The sequence below is a fragment of the Lysinibacillus xylanilyticus genome (assembly GCF_001183605.1).
In the GTDB taxonomy this organism is placed as follows: Bacteria; Bacillota; Bacilli; order Bacillales_A; family Planococcaceae; genus Lysinibacillus; species Lysinibacillus xylanilyticus.
The window spans coordinates 218,762-242,498 of record NZ_LFXJ01000010.1 but is presented as its reverse complement, the minus strand read 5'-3'; the positions used below and the strand labels follow the sequence as shown (position 1 = coordinate 242,498).

At 35.5% G+C, this 23,737-nt stretch carries 10 protein-coding genes; 4 read left to right on the top strand and 6 right to left on the bottom strand.

The genetic code is table 11. The annotated features are described in order from the left end of the window. Positions 1–102: 102 nt before the first annotated feature. Complete coding sequence (locus ACZ11_RS18725; RefSeq protein ID WP_049668058.1) at positions 103–3,573, bottom strand: hypothetical protein; 3,471 nt, start codon at positions 3,571–3,573, stop codon at positions 103–105. A 349-nt stretch (positions 3,574–3,922) separates the two neighbouring features. On the opposite strand from ACZ11_RS18725, the gene ACZ11_RS18720 reads away from it, so the two are divergent. Next, positions 3,923–4,600 carry a hypothetical protein gene (locus ACZ11_RS18720; RefSeq protein WP_049668057.1) on the top strand — a complete coding sequence of 226 codons (678 nt, stop codon included), beginning with the start codon at positions 3,923–3,925 and terminating at the stop codon, positions 4,598–4,600. After that, positions 4,600–5,856 (top strand): HlyD family secretion protein, encoded by a 1,257-nt coding sequence (locus ACZ11_RS18715; RefSeq protein ID WP_049668056.1) that lies wholly within the window; start codon positions 4,600–4,602, stop codon positions 5,854–5,856. The genes ACZ11_RS18720 and ACZ11_RS18715 overlap by 1 nt, the downstream gene beginning before the upstream one ends. A gap of 888 nt (positions 5,857–6,744) precedes the next feature. On the opposite strand, the gene ACZ11_RS18710 is transcribed toward ACZ11_RS18715, so the two are convergent. The 3 genes from ACZ11_RS18710 to ACZ11_RS18700 all read right to left on the bottom strand — a co-directional run bounded on the left by ACZ11_RS18710 (position 6,745) and on the right by ACZ11_RS18700 (position 13,502). Beyond that, on the bottom strand, positions 6,745–9,240 hold the full coding sequence (locus ACZ11_RS18710) for an S-layer homology domain-containing protein (RefSeq protein WP_049668055.1): 2,496 nt from the start codon (positions 9,238–9,240) through the stop codon (positions 6,745–6,747). 72 nt (positions 9,241–9,312) lie between these two features. Beyond that, positions 9,313–11,205, bottom strand: coding sequence for a stalk domain-containing protein (locus ACZ11_RS18705; RefSeq protein WP_049668054.1), 1,893 nt, complete (start codon positions 11,203–11,205; stop codon positions 9,313–9,315). A 410-nt stretch (positions 11,206–11,615) separates the two neighbouring features. Then, positions 11,616–13,502, bottom strand: coding sequence for a stalk domain-containing protein (locus ACZ11_RS18700; RefSeq protein ID WP_049668053.1), 1,887 nt, complete (start codon positions 13,500–13,502; stop codon positions 11,616–11,618). 878 nt (positions 13,503–14,380) lie between these two features. Here ACZ11_RS18700 and ACZ11_RS18695 point away from each other — a divergent pair. After that, a complete protein-coding gene (locus ACZ11_RS18695) occupies positions 14,381–15,217 on the top strand; it encodes a copper amine oxidase N-terminal domain-containing protein (protein WP_049668052.1) in 837 nt (278 codons plus the stop codon). Positions 15,218–15,646: 429 nt separating this feature from the next. Here ACZ11_RS18695 and ACZ11_RS18690 read toward each other — a convergent pair whose 3' ends face one another. Then, positions 15,647–16,192 (bottom strand): tyrosine-type recombinase/integrase, encoded by a 546-nt coding sequence (locus ACZ11_RS18690; RefSeq protein WP_053093234.1) that lies wholly within the window; start codon positions 16,190–16,192, stop codon positions 15,647–15,649. A 1,113-nt stretch (positions 16,193–17,305) separates the two neighbouring features. Further along, a complete protein-coding gene (locus ACZ11_RS18685; RefSeq protein ID WP_049668051.1) occupies positions 17,306–21,007 on the bottom strand; it encodes an S-layer homology domain-containing protein in 3,702 nt (1,233 codons plus the stop codon). A 603-nt stretch (positions 21,008–21,610) separates the two neighbouring features. Between ACZ11_RS18685 and ACZ11_RS18680 the strand changes: the two genes are divergently transcribed. Then, positions 21,611–23,482: an S-layer homology domain-containing protein gene (locus ACZ11_RS18680; RefSeq protein ID WP_049668050.1), complete on the top strand. Its 1,872-nt coding sequence runs from the start codon at positions 21,611–21,613 to the stop codon at positions 23,480–23,482. Positions 23,483–23,737 lie beyond the last annotated feature (255 nt).

The following is a 23,737-nucleotide window of genomic DNA, read 5'->3' as shown; positions in this document are numbered from 1 at the left end:
TTTTTTTGGAATTTCATAGGCTATAACTTTATAAATTTGTTTTATATAGTATAGAAGGAGTTTTCCCAAAATATGCATTGGGAAAACTCCTTCTTACTAATACTATTGAATCATTTTTAAATATTCTTCAAGAATGCGATAGTTATATACTAAATCCTGTTGCTCCAGCGTAAGTGAGTTATATAGTTTTTGAGCGGCTAACACCTTTTTCTCAAATGTCGAGTTGTCTGGATCAATAACAGCGATAGCTTCAACTACTTTTCGAACAGCCTCTACATCCTTTTCAGCTTTCTTTAATACATCGTCATTGATGACTTGTCCTCTTAATTTTGAATCTAAAGCTTTATAGGCTGCGACTGCATTCGCTACATCCTCTAAATACGTTGAAGAAGTTGGTGAGAGGCCAGCAATTAGTTCAACGACTTTCTTTACATCGGCCATACTTTTCTCCGCTTCTAACAAGATCGAATAATTAGTAATCCTTTGCTTATCTGTCGTATTTAAGCTATCGTACTCTTTTCGTACTGCTTCAACCATACCAAAGTAAAACTTGTCATTTGGATTTAAACTAGCAATGTTCTTATATACTTTTATTACGTTATCTAATGATAATAATAGGTCGTCATTATAAACGTATCGTCTTTGTTCGGCATTTAGCTTATCATAGGCTTTTAAGATCTTTTGATATTGACTATTCATGTCTTTGGCAGTAAGTAGTCTATCAATATCCTCTACAACACTAATGACAGGCTTCAAAAGCTTCTCTTGATCTTGTAACACTTTGTAATTTTGTACGGCTCTTTGTTGATCCTTTGGTAAAGCGTTATAAGCCGCACGAATTTCCTGAATACGTTTTACATACTGCTTCGGATCTACAGACGGTAAATCATTAATCATCTGCATAACATTACCCGCACCTAAAATGCTTGTTTCTGCTGCTTGTAATAAGTAATAGTTTGTAACATATTGCTTCATATCTGGCGCTAGCGCATCATAAAGCGAACGTGCACGAATTGTATCCTCAAGGTATGTACTACTTGAAGATTTCAGTTTACTAATTAATTCAATAACCATTGAAACGGGCTCATAGGTTTGTAGAATATCAATATTATTGATATATTTTTTCTGATCTTTACTTAAATTATCATACGCCTTACGCGCAGAATTGACCTTGCTGACAAAATTATTTGAGGACGGATCCAAATTATTAATTTGCACCATCACATTTAAAACAGGTTTTACCGCTTTTTCACGTTCTGTCAAATCTTTAATATTTGTCACTAATTTCTTTTGATTAGAAGTTAGCCCATCATACGCAACACGCGCATTCATAAGCTTCGTTAAATAGTCTGCACCCTGCTCTTTAGTAGAATCAATAAGCTCAACAACCTTATGTGCTACTCCTTGCTCATTTTCTGCTGCTACTAGTGCATCGTAATTAATGATCACTTGTTGCTTCTCTTGAGGTAGTGCATCATACATCTCACGTGCTGTTTTCATATCTTGGAAGAATGTCTTGCTTGATGGCTTTAATGATGAAATTAGGCCAATCAATGAAGCCACATCTTCAACCGCAGTTAGATTCGCATAGTTCGTCACACGTTTTTGCGATACTTCATCCAAAGCATTATATGCCTTACGCGCAGCGAGTACTTTTTTTGTATAATCCTTACTTGTTGGATTTAAGGCATCGATCATTTGAATAACCTTGATAACAGCTTTATTATTTTTTTCGTAATTGGTTAAGGTTTTTGCCTGCTCCACTAGTTTCTTCGCATTTTTATCCATTGTTTTGTACTCTGCAGATAATGCAACTACTTTCGCCACAAAAGTATCTGGGTGTTCATTCGCTAATGCTAAGACACGATCATCAAATGCCTTGGCTGTATCGATATAGCCCTGTGCTTTTGTTAATTCACCACTGTTTACTACCTTCAATTTTTGTTCTTCAGCTAATTTATTAAACGCGTCATTTACTTTCGCCACATTGTCTTTATACGTCTTTTGAGATGGATTTAGGGCATTTATTTGAACAATCACTTCTGTTACAGTAATCACATCATTTAAATTATTATAATTTCTGACATACCCTCGTTTTGTCTCGTCCAGTTTTGCGTAAGCTGTATAAGCAGATTTCGCTTTTGAAATATAACTTTTAGATGCTGGATCTAATTTTTCAAAAAGATCAATAACATTGACAACAGCCTTATGTGATTTCTCTAAATCTGTTAGGATTTTAATGTTGGTCACACGGCTTTTAGCTGCTGCTGGAAGTGCGTTATAGGCTGAGCGTGCTTTAAGCATATCAACTACTAGATTATTAGAGGTTTTTAAATTATCAATTTCACTGATAACTTTTGCTACTACCTCTTCTTCATTTGCAAGTTGCGACAATTTCGTCTCCAGCTTGTTTTTAATTTCATCCAACGCTGCTGCATCGCTACTAGTCCCAGCATTTAACGCAGCCACTTTAGTTTGTAATGCCCCTATTTGTGCTTTGTAATCCTTCATCGATGTATTTAGTGCATTTACTTGCTTCGATAAATCAGCATATTGGAAAAATAACTTTAATTTATCGCTTTTTTGCACTAATGCCTTTTCACCCTCACCAAGCTTGTCAAAGGCAGCCTGGGCAGCAATTGTTTTGCTTTCAAAAGTAGAAGATTTAGGATCTAAGCCATCGATTAATTTTTCCACGCTTTGTACTGCTTTATTAGCCGAAGATAAATTTGATAAGGCATCCGTATACTTTTTATAAGGTGTTACAGAATCGTTATTTGGATTATGGGCTACGACCACTTTCTTTTGATCCGCTGTTAGTGCATTATAAGCTGTCGTAACTTTTTCCAACGCAGCTGAAATGGCTGCAAAGTCATTTGGATTTTGCTTTAATTTGGCTACGAAATCCTCTAGTTCTTTAGTGGCTGGTAATACCGCAGCTGCATCTTCCTTTAATTTAAACAGCTTCGCAATATCTGCTCCCTTTGTTTTAAAGTAGGCATTGCGTGCAGCCTCATCATAGTCATATTGTAAAGATGTACCACGAATAGTCGAAGCAATACCTTTAGCTCCATTTGACAATGCTGAGTTGACAGCTGTTGCGAATTTTTTTTGGACATCTAAGTATGAATTAGTTTCTGATTCACTGCCTAAAAATTTAACATATGCACCTTCTACAGTTGCAACATCATTTATAAATGTCTTACTTGTATAAGATAACCCATTGATGCTCGTCCCGATTTCCTTTACTTTGCTTAGAAGTTGACGTTGTGCGACAACATAGTCATACTTCGCTTGAATAAATGCAATTTCCTCACTATTAAAATCTGTCGTACTTAGGTTTGCTACATCACCTTTTGCAATAACCATTTCATCCGCTGTCGAATTCTCAGAAAGCTTCGCAAATTGTGCTATCATTTGTTCTTTTGTCGTTGAGGCAGCTACCCCGTTAAAGTTGGTAACTTGCTCTGTTTGTGATACACGAGTCTGTGCATCACTTTCCTGCGCATTCGCTATAGCCGTAGGTGCTAGTAATAGACTCGTTATGACTCCCGCCGTCAATTTTCGATTCAATCGAACCACCCTTTCATTTTTTATGTATAGGAAAATGATTGTGTTCATTTTCATTTCAATTCATTACTTTAGTATCGGTGTAATTCATGTGATTTCAAGCCATTTTTTACAATATTAAACGCATCAAAAGTAATTTTTCATAATAACAGCTAGAAATACAGGAAGTTTTTTCAATTATACTATACAATAGTTTTATATGATGTTTTTCCTCATTCGACATGTAGTTTCATATAGTGTTTTTTTCACGGAATTATAGGAAAAAAACAGCTATTTTCATATGTCAATATCGTTTAACAAGGTGTATACTACAATTTTGATATATACTATTTCGGGAGAAAGGGAGCTGTATATGTTTTACCATTATAAATTTTGGCATAGCTTAAAAAATCCAACCTATTTTACTAAAATTGTAGAAGAAGGCGAGATTATTGGATACAAAAAACGTTCGTTGACGGTTTTCATCTTATTCATTCTGTTATTCATTGCACGTGAGTTTTGGGGGATGGGTACTGAAACTTTAACGACATTGTTCGCAATGGATTTACATAATGAATACTACGTGGCTCGTTTACTTTCGATGCTTGGTGCCATTTTGTGGGCTATTGTCTATTTTTGCTTCCATTATTATGGTGTTACCTACCTTTTACACCTTTTAACGGACATTCCATATACATGGATTAAAAAAGTCCAATTATATGTTGTCACATTTTTATTAATCGAAAAAACAATATTATTTGCTGTTTTCTATGTAACTGGCTATACAACACTCTTTTCATTCTTTTCTTTAGCGCCCCTTGCAGTGCAGGTGATGAGTACAGATTACGTCTTATTCACGCTCAATCAGTTGACAGTGGCAACTATGCTAACAATTATTGTACAGTTCACATTCCTTTCTAAATGGGAAGAAGAGGCGAGTAGAAAAATATTATTAGTAAAAATTATTGGTATACAATTATTTATGGCCCTATTTGTCGGTATGATTAGTGTTTTACCAATTAAAGAATGGATTACTAGGGGGTTAGGATAATGGCATTTTTCAAATCAAAACCTTGGACAAGCTTGGCCATCGTGTTGACAATGCTATTAGTCAGCGTAAATGCTTATTTTGTCTTTAAAGACGACAGCAAAATTACACGATCCTACTTTATCAATGAATTTCAAAGAGCCTATAAAGGTACAAATACAGAACGTGTTAATAAAGAAACGATTGTAGCACCAGCTGAAACATACACGATCACAGCCGATGCGACAAGCTTATCAGCGGTGAATGTTAAGCGTGGCCAAAATGTAACACCTTCTGATTTACTGGCTACCTATAAAACAGAAGAAGTTGATAGTGAGTTAACAAAGCTTGAGGCAGAACGTACAGCCTATGAAAATGAACTAAGTGAGTTAGAAGATGCGCTCTCTCAAATCGAGAGTGATTATAGTGACACATCTGATCCGAAAAGTTCAGTCAATACGGACCAAATAAACGGCACATTATCTGTCACACTAAAATTGGAGCTAGGACAGCAAAGTTCACCATCGGCAGCAGTAGCCATTTTGAATCAACATATTGCCGAAACAAATCGTCAAATTGCGCTAATGGATGCACAAATTGAACAAATACAGTCTCGCCAAGGTGTGGTTAGCCCAGTGGACGGTGTTATTGCAGCCATTAAAGAGGAAGCTGGAACAGTCACATTTGAAATCTATTCTACTGAAAAAACGATGCTTGCATATTTATCAGAAGATGAATGGCAAAAAGTGTCAGAAGGACAAACCGTTGACTTTAAAGTAAAACATTTGAAGGATTCCTTATCCGGTACAGTACTAGAAAAACAAATGATAGCTGCAAATGATTCTTCTATTTGGGGTAACGAACTTGCAAAAACAACAGCCTTACCTCAACCAACGAATTATGAAGTAGTGTTGCAACAAGATGATGCAATGGAGGATATTCCATTTTCGACTACTGGCAAAGCCTCCATTATTGTCAACGAAGCATCTGATTCTTATAAAATAGATAAATCGTGGGTGCAAGCTACTAAAAAGAAAGGTAAAAAAATATACATTATTGGACAGGACGGCAAAATTGAGCAAAAGGATATTCATGTTGACTTTAAAACTGCACAGTCAGCTATTTTTACTGACAGTTTAGATGAAGGAACACCTATGCTATCCTATGAAAAACGTAATCTTTCAGCCTATACCTTCCGTACAATGCCAGTCGAGAAAATTCAATGGAAACATTTCAAGGACTTAGATTGGAAACACTATATTAAATATATTATTTTCTAACTAAGTGTTGCTAGTTAGCATACGACATATAATAAAAATCCGCTTCAATTTCTGTGAGCAATAAAAGAGCAGCAACGGTTTGCTCTTCTCACAGAAATCTAGGCGGATTTTTTCATTCGTGATTGTAAATAAATATTTAGTTACTCTCCATAATAACAAAACCTAATATGACTTTTCGGCAAAAGGAGGGTTGATTTCCGTAACGACTGGGTGCTTCCGATGAGCCGCTTGGGCAATAGATGTTTTTTGCGCGAAAGCGTAGTGCTAACAAAGCGACAGCACGTTTTAACAAAGTGTTATCCAACTTTTGTGTTTTATCGGAACACTTTTACGTTTTATCGACTAACTTTCACGTTTTATCACTCAACTTTTGAATTTTATCGACTAACTTTTACGTTTTATCACTCAACTTTTGAATTTTATCGACTAACTTTTACGTTTTATCACCCAACTCTTAATTTTTATCGACATCCACCTGCCAAAGAGCAAAAAAAGATTCACACACAAAATTGTGCGTGAATCCTCTTACTTTATTATGTCGCTCAGTCTTCACTCCAATCAACTAATCCACATGACATACGTTTTAAACGAAGTGTTATCCATCTTTTGTGTATTATCGGAACACTTTTACGTTTTATCACCCAACTTTTAATATTTATCGACATCCACCTGCCAAAGTGCAAAAAAAGATACACACACAAAACTGTGCGTGTACCTTCTTGCATCTGCTAAATTAACGCAGATGCAATGAGTGTTTTATGTGCAGAAGCGAAGCGGCAGCAGCAACGTTAGCGAAGAAAGCAGCTCTGCGCCTGGCCATTCTATTTTTTAACAACATGACAAAACCCTGTAGTTCAATCCTACAGGGCTTTGTTTGAAGTGCTTTTATTATTTTAATTCTAAGCATCTATTTAAGAAGCTTGAGAATTGTGCACGCGTAATTTGTGTGTCTGGTCTGAATGTATTATCTGGGAAGCCGCTTGTTAAGTTATTTGCTACAAGCGCTTGGATATCGCTATACGCCCAATGCGTCGATTTAATATCTGTAAAGTTTACTTTACTTGTGCCTGTTAATTTATAAGCTCTTGTTAAAATCGCTGACATTTCAGCACGTGTAAGCTGTCCGTTCGGATTGAACTTCCCTGCTTCTTGCCCTTTAATAATCCCGGCTTGCTCTACTGCAGCAATGGCATTGTAAGCGTAATGATCCTTGCTGACATCTTTAAAGCTTGGTGCCTTCGTTGTTGTTAAATTGAGAGCCCTTGCAATAATAGTAGCTGCCTCTGCACGTGTAATGGATGCTTCTGGTTTAAATGTTCCATTCGAGTATCCTTTAATAAGGGATTTATTATTCAAACTTTGGATATCTGAAAAAGCCCAGTGACCTTTCGTTACATCTGTATAGACTAATTCCTCATGGTTGTCTTGATACACAGCCTGTAATTGATCGAAATATAGCTGTCCTTTCTTTTGAAGAGAAGCTGAAGGCTGTGCAACGTATAATCGTTCGAATTTCAATGGTAGTGTAACATCATTTGGGATCTTCGCTGTGACATACTTCCAACCATTCCAGTCCATACCGCCTTGGCTAGTGAAATCAATTGTGTGCTTTGCTCCTGAACCATCTACAAGCACCCCTCGAAGCCACTGCTTTCCAGCATCTCCGAACACCCAAACGCCTATGTTATTTGGCTTTCCTGTAATAGAAATCGGTGTTTTAGCTACCATATAGGCTGCTTTCGTATCTGTTCCTGATGTTGTAAAATCATAATTTAGCTTTAAGCTAGCAGTTCCCTGTCTAGCATAGTCTTTAGCATCTGTGATGGAAGCATTTGCTTTTACAGTTTCCACCGTCCATGATGAAGCATTATCAAAACTATCTAGTAAAATAGGTTTTTCTTGTGATAAATCAACAACTTTCACAGTTGTTGATGTTCGCACACCGTCATACTCACCGATAATTTTGCCTTCGCCCTTTTGTGTAGCTGTAAAGGTTGCACCGTCCATCTTACCGATATTGCCTTCAACCGACCATTTCATGTTAGATGGGTTGATTGTGATAGGATTTAGGTATTGGTCGTAGGCACTAACCACTTTCATGTCAACGGATGAACCTTTCATGACTTGGTTCACATTGTTTAACGTAATGGATTTTGCTTTCCCTAGTGGCGCTGTATTGACAACCTGTAAAATGGCTGATACACGACGTTCACCACCATCTGAAGGGACGTTCACAAGGTTCGCAAAATTGCCGCCTGGATTTCGAACAACCATCGCTGTAGAGCCACCTCCATCAAGGTTGATGGCCGAAGTAGCACCCATTGAGATTAAATATGAAGCTAACTCTGTTAAATTAACGCCATTACTATGACCAGTTAATCTACCATCTACTGTAACAACAAACACTTTTGTACCAGTTGCATCTACTGCCACCGCAGTACGAGGACTGCGAGCTGATGCAAATGAAGAACTCGTTGGCATAGAAATGTCTATCTTACCATTATTCACTAACATAGGTCCTGCAGCTAAAATAAATTGAGCATCCATCCATTTTTCATCAATAGCTAGATTCACGTCAATGTTTGTACCTGCAGCAATTTGGCTAAGTTCAGTTGCCAGCTCTTTATTTTGCACTGAAATAACAAAGCCATCTGAAGGTACAGTTGAATTCCCTTCTGCACCGTACGCCGTTACTTTTGAAACCGTCCCTGAGAGGCTATCTCCGAAATGTAATACTTTCATATCTTGACTAGCATTTGAGACAACTATTTCTACACCCCAATTATTTGACCCTGTTGTTTTTTTATCAGGTGTGTATAATACTGTTTTATTAGTCGTTCTTTCACTATTAATAAGATCAATCGGATAACTTTTACCATTTACTTGAAAGGATAGATTAGTAGAATAATAGTCTGCTATCGCCTTCCCTGTTTTTGATAGACCAAAAGCAACAGGCTTTTGTGTTGGACTATCAAATGTATCTCCCAAAATACCATAGTTAATGATTTCATTCTTTTCCGCTAACAAGTTGGCAGGCATGCCATTTCCTAAGAAGTATGAAGCATTGACAGCTCCAACAACACGATGTCCATCATATGTGTTTTGCTTTGCCATATTCGTCGTTGTTTGAAGTGAGTTAATTGGTTTTGGTACACCTACTTCAAGTTTTGTATATGTATTATTTAAATTAACATCTAAAACATTTACAAACTCACGAATATTATTAGAACTATAGGTTTGCTGTATATGAGTTACTTGTGGCGAAACTTCTTTCTTTTCTTCTTTTATTTTATTATCAAAAACTGCTGCATTTGCATAACTTGGATTTACAGATAGCATTAAAACGAAAAATACTACAACAATCGTTACTAGTTTTCTTACCAATTTTTTTCACTCCGAATCAAAAAGTATGGCACGAAGTCTTATTGTGAACCACATTCGTGCCAGGGACTTCATTTATTTTGTTTCTACATAAATAGCTACTGGAAGATTTACTCCACCTGCATGCATGAATTCTAATTCAAGCTTTTCTGATGAACCCTGCATAATGTAATCCGGTAATTCAACATATTCTGTACCAACTCTCAATGTAGGTACTAGATACACTTTGCCATTGACCTTTACTGCACCACTGTATATGCCACCTCGACCAGCTAATTTAAGCTTGATCGTTTTTGTCGTTCCAGTTTGATTAACAAGCGGAATCGACACTTTATAGTTCATTCCGAAGTGACCAGGATTCCCGATTGCTCCATTGATTTTTGAAAGTGAGTTTTCTGCTGTTAGCAAATTGTCTGTTCTATCATTTGAAATGCTATAGCCAACCCTTGGTGAACCTACTGTATAAGCAGGAATATCTGCAAGAATAGTAGAGCTCGTCCAGGCACCTCTTGGATGCTTTGCAGATACATCAATCGGAACAGGTTCTGATAAAATGCTTGTTAAATTACTTTTATCCTTTGTTAATACTGTGCGAATCGTATACTCCGGAGTCCCACCATTGATAGCTCGAATATCTAAATCATGCAAATATCCAATGATATAACTATTGAGCAAATCATATGATTCGATCACCTTTGTTTCTCCTGGTGCTATAACAATCCCTTTACTACTAGATTTTTTCAGCTTATCATTTAATGTTGCATCAGCGATTGTTAAACCAATATCATGGCCAACCCAGCTATTTCCTGTTTGTTGGCTAGTCCCTTTAGAGTCGATTACTTCGATGCTTTCAGTACTAGAAGTATTTTGAACTGTAATACCCATTCGTACATCTGTCCCTAACGTATTGTAATGCCAGCCAAATACTCGATGTTTATTTGTAGCTGATGTTGCTTTCACTTGATATTGGGCAAGCGTAGCATTAGATTTAGGAATCAGCTTGTTCGTTAATGTTTCTGGATTATCACTAATAAGCAAATCACGATCTCCTTCTAAACGAGCAGAAGGAACATTCGTAGGCGTTGGTGTAGAACCATAAGATTTTTCAAGGAAGGAGCTTGTATACATATATTGATAGACATAAAGATACAATTCTCTTTTATCTTCAATATAACGTAAATTCCCACCTAATGCGTTGACAATAAAACTAACAGGAACATACATCTTCCCATTTTGCATAAATGGTTTTGCTTCCATTGTCACAACTTCATCGTTTATTAGAACTTGGTTACTATTTTCTTTGAAAACAAAGCTCATTCCCGCAATTTGCAATTCAAACGAGTTATCAGGTAACAACGTGCCAGAAGAATCTTCTAAGTTATCATATATATAATTAGCCGGAATATAAGATCTCGATTGCTTGACGATAATTGGATCCTCCATCACAATGCGGTCATTATTAATATGTAAAATATATGGGTCCCCTTGAGGTTTTCCTGGTATCTCATCTGTTAATGAAATATCAACAGTTTGTGTAGCAGGATTCCAGTTCACGATACCACCAAAGTTTTCACTGACGAAACGCAATGGCATGTAAGTGCGGTCCTTATACATAAATGGTGCAACAACCATTGGCACTTTTTGTCCATCCACTAAGGCTGTATTTGAACCTATTGTTAAATCAACCAACTTGCCATTTCGAATAGCTGACGCAGTAAGTGTTTCTTTCTTCCAATCCACACTGGCACCAACAGCCTCATACAAAGCTCTCATAGGTAAAAAAAGATAATCAGATTTATTTAAAATCGGATCCGACACTTTGAGAGTTTCACCATTGATATTAATAGAAACATTATTTTTGATGTGAATCCCATTGTTACTAGCAGCTGATGCAGAGGCTTGCCCAGGCAATATTGTGGCCAAAGCAACTGCGGTAATCATACATGAGGTCTTAAATTTACTAAACATTTTAAACTCCTTTTTCCATAATTAATCTACAGACCATATTAACATGAAAAAAGTCCAAAACGTGGTATCATTATCGAAAAAAGTCGATTTAGGTACTGGCACCTAAATCCTATTCCTGCAAAAGATGCACGGAAATCTTAGGATTTTCCAAGACCCTATGAACTTCTCCTTTATTCTCTTGAATATGTCTAGTAATTCTTTTTTTATAGTTTTCACCATATATTGAGAAGGAAACATAGAATTAACAATCAGGCTACCTCGGAACTAATCTTAGAACCTGACACTTCACTTTCGCTAAATAAAATACTTGTAACTGCCGTTTCACTTTCGTTACACAAGACATTTGCTGAAAGAAGTTAAAAGAATGGCACGAAACATGTTGTGAAACACATTCGTGCCAGGGACTTCATTTATTTTGTTTCTACATAAATAGCTACTGGAAGATTTACTCCACCTGCATGCATTAATTCTAGCTCAATCTTTTCTGATGAACCCTTCATCTTATATTCAAATTCAACATACTCTGAGCTTGATCGCAACGAAGGCACTAAGGACACTTTGCCATTGAATTTCACTGCACCACTGTATAAGCCACCTCGACCAGTTAACTTAACCTTGATCGTTTTTGACTTTCCAGTATCATTGATAAGTGGGATCGATACCTTATAATTCATACCGAAGTGGCCAGGATTCCCTAGTGCACCATTGATTTGTGACAGTGAATTTTCTGTCGTTTGCAAATGATCTGTTCGTCCATTTGAAATGTTATAACCAACCTCTGGTGTATCTACTGTATAGGCTGGAAAATCTGCTAGAATAGTAGCACTCGGCCAAGCACCTCGTGGATGCTTCGCATATTCATCAATTGCCACAGCGTCCGTTTTGATCTTTGTTAAATCACTATTAGTCTTCGTTAATACTGTTCGAATCATATAATCTGGACTTCCACCATTAACTGCTTGGATGTCTATATCATGTAAAAATCCAACGACATAATCAGGGAACATCTCGAACGTTTCGATCACCTTTGTTTCTCCTGGTGCGATAACAACACCTGTACTGTCAGATTTTTTAAGCTTTCCATTTAACGTTGCATCTGCAATCGATAAACCAATATCATGGCCCACCCAATTATTCCCAGACATTTGAGTAATACCTTTAGCACTGCTGACCTTAATACTTTCAGAGCTTGAAGTATTCTCGATCGTAATACCAATATTTACTGCTTCTCCTAGCTTATTTAAGTGCCAGCCAAATATTCGATGCTTATTTGTAGCTGAAGTAGGTGTTACATGATATTGTGCAAGCGTAGCATTTGATTTAGGTAGTAGATCGTGCGTTAAATTTTCTGGATTATCACTGACCATCAAATCACGGTCTCCTTCTAAACGAGCAGAAGGAACAGGTTGAGGATAAGATGTAGATCCAAAAGATTTTTCTAGGAAGTCACTTGTATACATAGCGCGATAAACATAAATATACATTTCTCTTTTTTCGCTAATATAACGTAGGTTTCCTCCTAATGTATTGACAACAAAAGTAATAGGAATGTACATTTTCCCTTTTTGAATAAACGACTGTTCTTCTATTGTTACAGATTCATTGTTGATCAAGACGTTATTACTACCGTCCTTGAAAACAAAGCTCATGCCAGCAATTTGTAATTCAAATGATTTATCTGGCAGCCAATTACCTGCGGAATTATCTAAATAATCAGTCAAATAATCAGCAGGAATATAAGATCTAGATTGTTTCGTCACAATTGGTTCTGACATCACAATACGCTTATTATTTACATGTAAGATATATGGATCTTCTTGAGGGATCTCTGCAGGATCATCTAATAAAATATTAACAGTTTGTGTACTAGGGTCCCAATTGACATTTCCATCTAAGTTTTCAGTAACAAAGCGCAATGGCATGTATGTTCTTTCCTTATAGATAAGTGGTGCAACATCCACTGAAACTTCATATCCATCTACTAAAGCTGTCATAGAATCAATTGTTAAATTAATAACCTTGCCATTGCGATTAGCTGTGGCAGTTTGTGTTTCATTGTTCCAGTCAACATTCGCACCAATTGCCTCATACAAAGCTCTCATTGGCAAAAGAAGAAAATCCGATTTATTTAAAATTGGATCATTGATTTGAATCGTTTCTCCATCGATATTAATCGTAACATTATTTCGTATCTGAATTCCTTTGTCAGTAGCAGCTGACGCAGAAGTTTGTCCAGACAATATAAAAGCAAAAACAACAGTTGCAACAATACATAAAGCTTTTAATTTGTTTAACATTCCTATCTCCTTTTTCAACGTAAATTTTCCAATCACTATTTACCATCTTAACATGAAAAATGCCCAAAATGTGGCATTCTTATCGAAAAAAGTAGAATTAGGTAATGGAGCCTAAACCCAATTCATGCAAAAGCTTCATGGGCTCATCACCATAACGTCTGGTTGAATTTCCGTTCCGACTGAGCGATTTCTTTGGGGCGTCCGATGAGCAGTTTTAGTTCGTTGCAGGGTCTTATCTGTGACGCTGATTCCCGAGGAGTGGTCCCGTCTTCAATCCAATCAACTCATTTATAAAGCATACGTTTTAATAAATATCATTCCTATCGTTCAGTTGAATTGCATGTAGTGCTTGAAAGTAAAAAGAAGTCATAGACGAACCCTTTTTTTCCTCGATATTAATACCAGAATAATGTGCAAAGAACAAACGATTACGGGTGGTAGTGCTTCTTAAAATATTGTATAGGTAAATGGCGCCATCTAAATAGAACCATTGTAGGAATATAATAATACTTGAGGAACACTTATATAATAAATACAATAAGCGTTAGAGAAAGGTTGGATACATAACTGAAGAAATGGACGAAATAATTACAAGGCGTAAGGAACTGCAAAAGAACTCACCACCTCTCACATGTCAAAGACAAATAAGAGTGATCAACAACCAACAGGAGAATTAGGCTTCAAGCCTCCTCAAAAGTGACTATCAAAAGTCCTTAATTAATCGACCCCTTTATGTGAACGAACAGCAAACAAAAGTAAAAACAAGCGCACACCCGACAGAGACAGAAGGGATAGTGTCAGTCAGTTTAAATCAGCGTTATTAGCTGACAATCAGTCTATTATTTACCCAAATTAATTATGCTTAAAGGAGATTTAAAGTGATCAAAAAATTTACAACTAGACTTACTCTAGCACTTATTTTATTAGTTATTAGTTTCGCATTCGCACCTTCTACAGAAGCTGCATCTGCTATTAAAGTAGAAATTGATGGTGAGGTTATACAATTTGACCAAGGTGCAGTATCTGTTAATGGACGAACTTTAGTACCAATGCGAACAATTTTCGAGGAATTAGAATCAACAGTTCAATGGACTGCAAAAACAAAGACGATTACAGCTAATCGAGGTACAAAAAAAATTACTTTAGTAGTTGGTAGCAAAACTGCAACTGTTAATGGACAAAAGATTGCTTTAGACGTTGCTCCACAGATTATTAATGGTAGAACTCTTGTCCCTCTTCGTTTTATTAGTGAAGCACTTGGTGCGAAGGTTGACTGGAATAATAAAACGAAAACAGTTTATATTACTACTTATGTAGGTGCTGATAGATACTATTTTGTAAATCTACAAACTAAAGATTTAGAACTTATTTCAGAAGACCGTTATGATCAGGAAGATCCATTTAATTCCTCACGTGAACTTGTAAGTGATTTTATCTTTACTTCATACCTAGATAATAATAGAGAATTCTATTCTCAGCATACCGTTCGAGTATCAAACGGTGGTACAGGATTTGCTACTCCGCATGATGGCTATATGGATTTAGATGGAACTATTGTTAATGGTAAGGCTTCTGGTGAATATACTATCGAACTATTCGATATAAAAACCGGATCTCATAAAAAGACATATACTGGTTCTTTTAAAGATATAACATATGATCGCAATATTAAAACTACAGTACAGGAAATCATCAATAAAAATCATGTGAAATGATATCCATGAAAATAAACATAAATCAAAATTCTAAAATGAATGAACTTTAATGGCTTATGATTTGATTTTCAGGAGTTTCTTTAATACAAGTAAAAATACTTGAACAATGCTGTTGGACACATATTTTAGGGGTATGATATTGCCCCCTTTAAAATACCCTGTACCTTTAAAGTCACTATTCTTTACTTAGTTCCTCGCTGAAAGTGGTGCAGTTCCTTACGCTCTTTTATTTTTGAACTTCATAGAATTTTTTCAGGAAACCGATGATGATTTAGCTTAATCGGTATTCGGGTTGTAGTATCGACTCACTTCTTAGTCAGTGCCTCTATTAGTTCTTACATGGACTGATAGGGGTTTTTTCTATTTTCGCCATGCTATACTTTTCAAAATGATAGAAAATTAATTTTAGGATTAATTCTAATTCGCATTTTAAAGTCCGGCCATTTTCCCTAACTTTCTAACAACATTGTAGATCCCATTTGATTGAAGCTTATTTCCAAATTTATTCATAAATAAAGGATCTTTTTTTTCATATGTTCTAGTTAGTAAATACTCTTTTAAAACAATGGCACATTCCACTGAAAAATGTGTTTGTCTATATTTATTCCCCTTTCCTAGTATTTCAGCTGTTCTGCTATCCAAATTAACATTTTCAATACATAGTTTCTCGACTTCTGCCCTCCTACATCCTGAAGAAAATAGAAAAAGAATTAACGCTCGATCACGAAGAGGCAATTTTTCTGCGGCCAATTTCACCTGAGCATATTCTTGCTCATTTAAATAGTTTGGTAATCCTTGAGGTATTTTAAGTCTCCACCTTGTTTTCATTACCATGTTTTCTAAATACTCTTCCTCTAGACAAAATCGAAAAAATGAAGAAAGAGTTGATAAAAAGAGATTTAATGTTATCGTATTCTTGCCAACTGAAAACTTATTCAACCATGTAAGTACATCCCCCGATGTTAATTCTCCCAAAGAAACTAAACACTCCGAAAAGAATCTCTCTAGTATTCATCGATATTTTGTAATAGTGGCTTCTGCTTTATTAGTCAACTTTAAACTCAATAAATATTCATTTATAACTTTTCTTGTTAATATCGAGATATCTTCTCGAGTGCTTTCCCAGTATTTCTGTGTCACTTTTAGTCTTTTAACTCCTTTCAGGTTAATAAATTAGTATAGTTATTTACCAAATTTATATTTTTTAAACCTATAAATTAAAATGGGATAGTTATATAAAAGGAAAAGTTTAAGTGTTCATTCGAAATATAATCTATATGCATATCTATATTTATGCATTAAAATACAAAACATAAATTGAAAAAGCTTCTTTTAGAAAAAACTTAAGACATTTTAACATTACAAAACTGAGCTATTGATGGAACAATTATAAAAGCATTCTCATGTAAAAAAATAAAAGTAGGCCTATTCTTTATAAGAGGAGGTGTTTTTCGTTAGTGGAAGTTAAAAATGTGGAAAACGTTGAAGACGAACAAGTAGTTGAATTTGTTGATGAAATAGAACGAGGCGATTATGTCTGTTATTTATCGATTATACGATAAGACTGTAAGAGATTTAGTAAATCGCTAAGGACTTTCCTCCTTTACCTTTGTTGTATAATTAAGCAAAATTGTTTTGGAGTAATAAAGTATCACTATCCTCAATTCACTGTCCTTTAAATAGGATTTGTATATAAAAATGCTTACAAGAAATCAAATGTAAGCATACAACTCACATTATAGACATGTGTTTTAATTTCTATAAACTCAACATTGAAAACTAAAGCCTCTAATCTAAATAGACGAACTTCACATGACGAATCTAAAAAATTTTTCGCTTATTATTTCCTTCAATCCTAATCCACATTATCTTCTTATACTAGAAAAAGCCCTATCCCTGCCATAGAAATGGGGCTTTTATTCATTTATCTACAGGTTAGTATATAGTATGTTCAAAGACTAGAAATTGGAGATCTATGGTACTTAATTATTCTAGTAAAAGAAAAAAGTCCTGTAAAGATTACTCTCTACAGGACTTTTTTAAATTCATATTCTATTTAATAGAATTGAGAAATCAAATAACTAAAAATTAGTTACCAACTGTTACTGTAACAGTTGTATTAGCTGCAGCTGTATCAGCTGTAAATACAACATCAGCACCTGTATTAGTTACAGCCCAACCTGTAAAATCAGTTGCAAATGCATCTTTGATTTTAGATGATACTACAGCTGCAGTATCATCAGCAGCAACCTTTACAGTTTTAACAACATCTTTACCATTAGCAGTAAATGTTACTTTAATATCTCCAGCATAATTTGCAGGTCCAACAGTTAATGTTTCAACTTGCTTTGTTCCAGTAGTTGCTGAAACTGCAGGAGCTCCAACAGTTGTTGATGCTGCAACTGTTTTACCAGCTACAGAATTAGTTGTAGCAGTTAATACTGCTGCATCTTCTTTACCTGCTTTTTCAGTGAAAGTTAATTTTCCAGCTAAATCATCAGCTACTGTATACTTTGCATTTAAAGTAGCATTAGCAGCAACTAGTGCAGCAACTTCTGTTGCAGTGGCAGCAGGAGTTCCACCAGTAACAAGAGGTAAATCAATACTATCAATTGTTACTTTTTCACCTGCAAGAAATGCATTAGTAAATGTTACTGTATCAATACCTGCTACAGCTAGTTTTGCTTCAGTTGGAGCAACACCTTGAGCTGTATTTTTTTGTGTACCAGTAACATTAGCATTAGCAGTAGCTTTTACTAATGCAGATTCACCAGTTGATTTTGTAAGTGTATTTTTAGCAACTGAGTGATCAATTACATATTTAGCTGATTCTTTTACAGATACTTTATAAGATGTGTCTACTTTACGACCATCTGTAAGTGTAATTACAAGTTTTTTACCGTTTACAGCAACATCGTATTGAGCAACGTTTAATTCCTTATTGTCAGATACACGAGTAATAAGGAAATCAGCATCGATTAAATCTTGGTTGCCAGCAGCAATTTCATCAAGTTTTAATGCTTCTGAATAATTGATTGTAATTTTGTTACCATCTACCTCGTAAACACCTTTATCAGTAATTTCTGGTTTTACAGAATCTAATAAGTTAGTAGATGTAGAAGTTACTTTAATGAAATCAGAACCTTCTGGAGTGTTTCCAGCAAGTGTTACAAGTTTAGCAAAATCAACTTTTAAATTTAAATCAGCAGCAGAAGTTCCAAGAACACCATCTTTGAACTTAACTTTTACAGTTGAAGTACCGTCGATTTCTACATCCTTAACTTGTTCAACACCGGCAATTTCGTAAGAGAATGCTCCTGTAGAAGCAGATTTAACACCTGCGTTTAATTTAACTTTAATTGTATTTTTATCAACTAACTCTGCTTTCATACCAGCATAGTCTTTGTTGTTGATATCAGCTAAAGCTAAATCAGTTGATTTTTCTAGTTTAATGATATTTTTTCCAGTACCTGTTGTAGTATCTGCAAATTCTTTTAATAAGTTACCTGCAACATCTTTTACTCCAAGTACTTGTAATTCTGATACATTAGCTTTACCTGAACCAGCATTTACAAAATCAACAGTTTTTCCATCACGTGTTTCTGCGAATGTAATAACTACAGTAGTACCATCTTGCATTACTGAAATATCAGCTAAATCTGATGATAAAGTTTGTAATTTACCGTCAACTTTCACAAGATAATTTGAATAATCAACTAAAGTATCAACATTCATTTTCTTGTTGAATGTAAGAACTACACGGCGTTCTTTTGTATTAACAACTTTTGAATCAAATTCAGGAGCGTCTTTGTCGCCTCTTACAATTTTATCACTGTAATCAAGCATTGTGTTTTGAAGCTTAGTAGCATCTTTAAGGTTTTTAATTGTAAGTTTATTTTCACCTGTAGAAAGATCTGAATATAAGTTGATGATTACAGTTTTAGAATCATTCGGGTCTAATTTTGCATTTTGAACTGAAACAACTTTACCGTCTTTATTTAATACAGTATAGTTTTTCACATCTTCTACACTTGTTGAGTTAAGTGCTTTAGAGAATGTTACTTTAATAACGCGTGCATCTGTTACAGTTACTTTTTTCACTTCTGGGCGAGTTTGATCAATCTCAGGAGTTACAGTAACTTTTGTATCTTTTGCAATTTGGTTATCAGAGAAGTCTTTAACGCCTTCTACAAAAATATCTACTTTACCTGTTGGAAGAGTTTTTTCTTCTTTAAAGAAGAATTTGTATTTGTTATCAGCAATTGCTTCAAATTCATGAGCTTCTTTCTTAGAATCTCCAGACTTCCAATAAACGTTAGAAGCTTTGATTGTTTCAACATCAACATCTTCAGAGAATGTTAAAGTAACAGATTCTAAAGTTGCAGTTGCTTCAGTTACTGTTGGAGCTTCTTTATCTTCTACAACTTTGAAGTCGTGAGTTGAAGATAATGAAACGAAATCAGCATAATCTTTAACACCAGTAGTAGTTAGTTTATGATCACCAACTGAAAGAGCAGTTGAACTGAATGGAGTTAAGATAACAGAACGATCGTTAGCGCCCATAGTAATTTTACCGAAGTAAGCTTTACCATCTAAAGTAAAGTTAGATTGTTGTAAACCTTTAACTGGCTCACTGAATTCAAGCTTCACTGATTTTGTTCCTAAAGATTTAACTGCTGTAACTTCTGGTAATTTGTTATCAACTGCTGTAAATTCAACGTTTTTCACATTGATTACTTTATCGCCAGCTTTTACATTTGAAATGCTAATTGCATCAGCTTTGTTATTTGCAAGAGTTCCTACAACTGTAACAGTTGCTGTTTTCTTGTCATCAGATAACTTAACAGATTTAACTGCTTTACCTGATTTTAAAGTGTAGTTTGAAGCTTCTTCAGCTGTTTCTTTATCAACAGTACCGTCGAATTCAACTACTACTTCTTTAAGGTTAGTTGCAGATACAGATTTAACAGCAGTAGCTGTAGTTACAACGTAAGTAACTTTTGCTTTGTATTCTACATCTTTGATTTTGAAAGTAACTTCTGTTTCTTTGTTAGGCTCTAAAGCTTTTTCTAAAGTAACAGTTTCTTTAGTACCATCTGTTAAAGTTACGTTTAATGTTTTAGCGTCAACTACTTCAACTTTGTCAACTTTTACAGTTGTATCTGCAAGCTCAAGAGCACGAGAGAATACTACTGCGAATTCTTGACGAGTGATTGATGCTTTTGGGTTTAGGTTTGTTTTACCATTTACTTCAGAACCTTTGATAATGCCGTTTGCAACAGCGATTTCTAGGTAAGATTTAGCCCATGGTGCAACAGTAGATGCATCAGCGAAATCTTTAAGATCTGCTTCACCTTCTAATTCGAAAGCTTCTACAAGAATTTTAGCTGCTTCTGAACGAGTTAATTGTTTAGTTGGTGCGAATTCAGTTGCACTTACACCTTCAAAAATTCCGTACTCTACAGTTGCTGCGATAGCATCATAGTACCAAGCGTCTTTTTTAACGTCTTTGAAATCTACAGAACCTTCTGCTTTTAATTCTAACGCGCCTGCGAAGATTTTAGCTGCTTCTGCACGAGTAATTGTGTTAGTTGGGTTGAAGTTTCCTTTTTCATCCCCTGTGATTACTCCAGCGTCAACTAGAGCTTGAACTGCTTCTTTAGCGTAAGGTGCTACTTTATCGAAGTCCTTGATTGTTGCAGCTGATGCTACAGGAACGATTGCTGATGCAACAAGTGCTGCTGTTGCTGATGCCGCGAAAAACTTACGGCCTTTGTTTTGCTTTGCCATTATTGTATTCCTCCCTAACATTTCCTTTAAATTGGTATTATCCTAACGAAAACTATAGTACTGCTTGTTACCAAAATGTATGTATTATAGCCTCATTGAATAATATAAAACCTACAAGCAAATTTTTTTAGTAATTTAACTAGAAAAAGAGTAGTAGAATACCATTCTAGTTAATTTATTCACTTTCTACAATAATATAACACTATCCTTCTCTAAATTCAAGCATTCTAACATAAATTTAGATATAGAAGATTTTTTTACCGTGAATATTATGGTAACCATTATACACCAATATTTTTACCTTATTCAGGTTGGTAACATATAGAACCATTTCCTATTATACCTGACTCTCAACATTATCCAAGCATTTTCTGGAATAGATACGAAATTGTCAAATTTTAAAGACTTCCGTAAATAATTAGTCACAATTGTAAAGAAACAGAAATATATAACGTGATTTCCAAAGCAGGAATGTTTTTTCCTTCATTATTATTACTGTAAAAAAGGATCTGTTCCCATGTTGTAACAATAAATCGTCTATATTTATGCTAAACTTTTGGTAGCTTGATAGAATCCTATCAACTATTGAAAGGAGCTTAAAGAATGAAAAGTAAATTCTCTATTTTCGGGGCCATGCTTATAGCAATGTTATATTTAGCACCTATAAATGTAGCAGCAGAAGATATATCTAAACACTGGGCCTACTATGAAATGAACTATCTTATTACCCACGATTTAATGAAAGGTGATGATTCAGGTAATTATCGTCCGAATGATTCCGTTACTCGTGCTGAATTCACCGCCTTTCTAGTAAGATCACTTGACTTACCAGAAGTATCTACGAAACCTAACTTCTTGGATGTTCGTGAAGGAGATTGGTATTACGATGTCATAAAGCAAGCCAGTTACTATCAATTAGTCAAAGGCGATGATAAAGGAAAGTTTAATCCAAAGGCTAACATTGATCGTCAGCAAATGGCTTCCATGCTAAAAAGAGCTCTCGATTACCAAAACATTAAGACGACCGCTTCCCCTCTTAAGTTTAATGACAATGCTAGTATCGCTAAATGGGCCTATGCCGATGTACAAGAAGTCGTGTCGTTAGGGCTTATTGTTGGTAAGCCGAACAATACATTTGCGCCACTTGCCCAAGCAACACGTGCTGAGTCAGCTACTGTACTCTATCGATTGATACATTTAGATGCGCCTGAAGTTGGTGGCAAGCAATATACCACTACCAACTACTCACAGGACTTCACTGCAGTGGTGGATAAACAGGCAAAGAATAATCCAAAAGTAGATGGTGCTGGCATTTTCACAGCTAGCGAGGCACTAGTGTCATACTATGTTCACCCTAAAAGTTTTATGCAGGATAGTCCTTCCTATTATCAATTTTTAAAATTATCGACGGCTGTTACTAATCTAAATGCGAAAGCGATCAACGAAAAAGTTCTCTATAATAAAGGAAGTTTAGTCGGTACAGCAGACGCCTTTATTCAGTCAGGTGTTGATCATAATGTGAATGCCATCTATTTGATATCACATGCATTGCATGAAACAGCCAATGGAGCTTCAGCACTGGCAAATGGTATTGAAGTTGGACTCGATAAGGACGGTAAAGCAGTAATGGTAACGACTGAAAATCGAGATAGCCTGACTGCTATTAAGAAAACATACAATGTATATGGCATTGGGGCCGTTGATGCAAACGCCAATAAATATGGTGCTGAACGTGCTTATACAAATGGATGGTTTACGATCAATGATGCTATTATTGGTGGGGCACAATTTGTGAAAGATCAATATATTAGTACTGGGCAGGACACATTGTATAAAATGCGTTGGAATCCTGATAAACCAACAGTCCATCAGTATGCAACTCATGTTATGTGGGCAGTGCTTCAAGCACAAAAGATTTATGACATTTATGAAATAACTGGCGCAGATACTACGACTAACTTAGTATTTGACGTTCCTGTCTATCAAAACCAGTCATCCCCTGCTTCGTTACCTACTCCTGCAAAGCAATATGCGGTAGATACAGCTTTAGCTGGGGCCACTGGACAGGCTACGGTTAACGACCTAAATATGAGAACTTATCCGAATACAGCGGATGCTTCTTCCATCATCAAGAAATTACCAAAAGATACATCTTTCACTGTGCTCGGTGAAAATGGCGGTTGGTACAAAGTCAAAGTGGATGGACAAGAAGGATGGATATTTGATGATTATGTAAGCCTGAAAAATGGATTACAGATTGTCGATATGAACATCACTCTAAATGTAAGAAGCGAGCCATCTACTACGTCTTCCATATTAGGTACAGTAAAACCAAAGGGCTTTATCATTGGTGTTGTAGATGACAATGGTGATTTTGTGAAAAATGGTAACTGGTATAAGGTTATCTTTAATGGTAAAACTGGATGGGTTCATAGTGATTATATTGTAAAAAATGAATCACTTGATTCAAAATAAGTTTTTAAGATAAGCTGAGTGCGAATATTTCAATTCGCACTCTTTCTTTATGTTCACCCACGAAAAGCTCATATTCCCCCATGATGATACGCAATATTTCCCTATAACATTTATATGCTATATATAATAGAAGAAACTCATGTTTTTTAGGCTTATGTACTCATAATATCTTATTACTTCTACCGCCTTTTGAAAGGTAATATTAAAAATGCAATTTGCGCTTTTCCTTCCCCTTCTTCTTCACGATTCACCTAA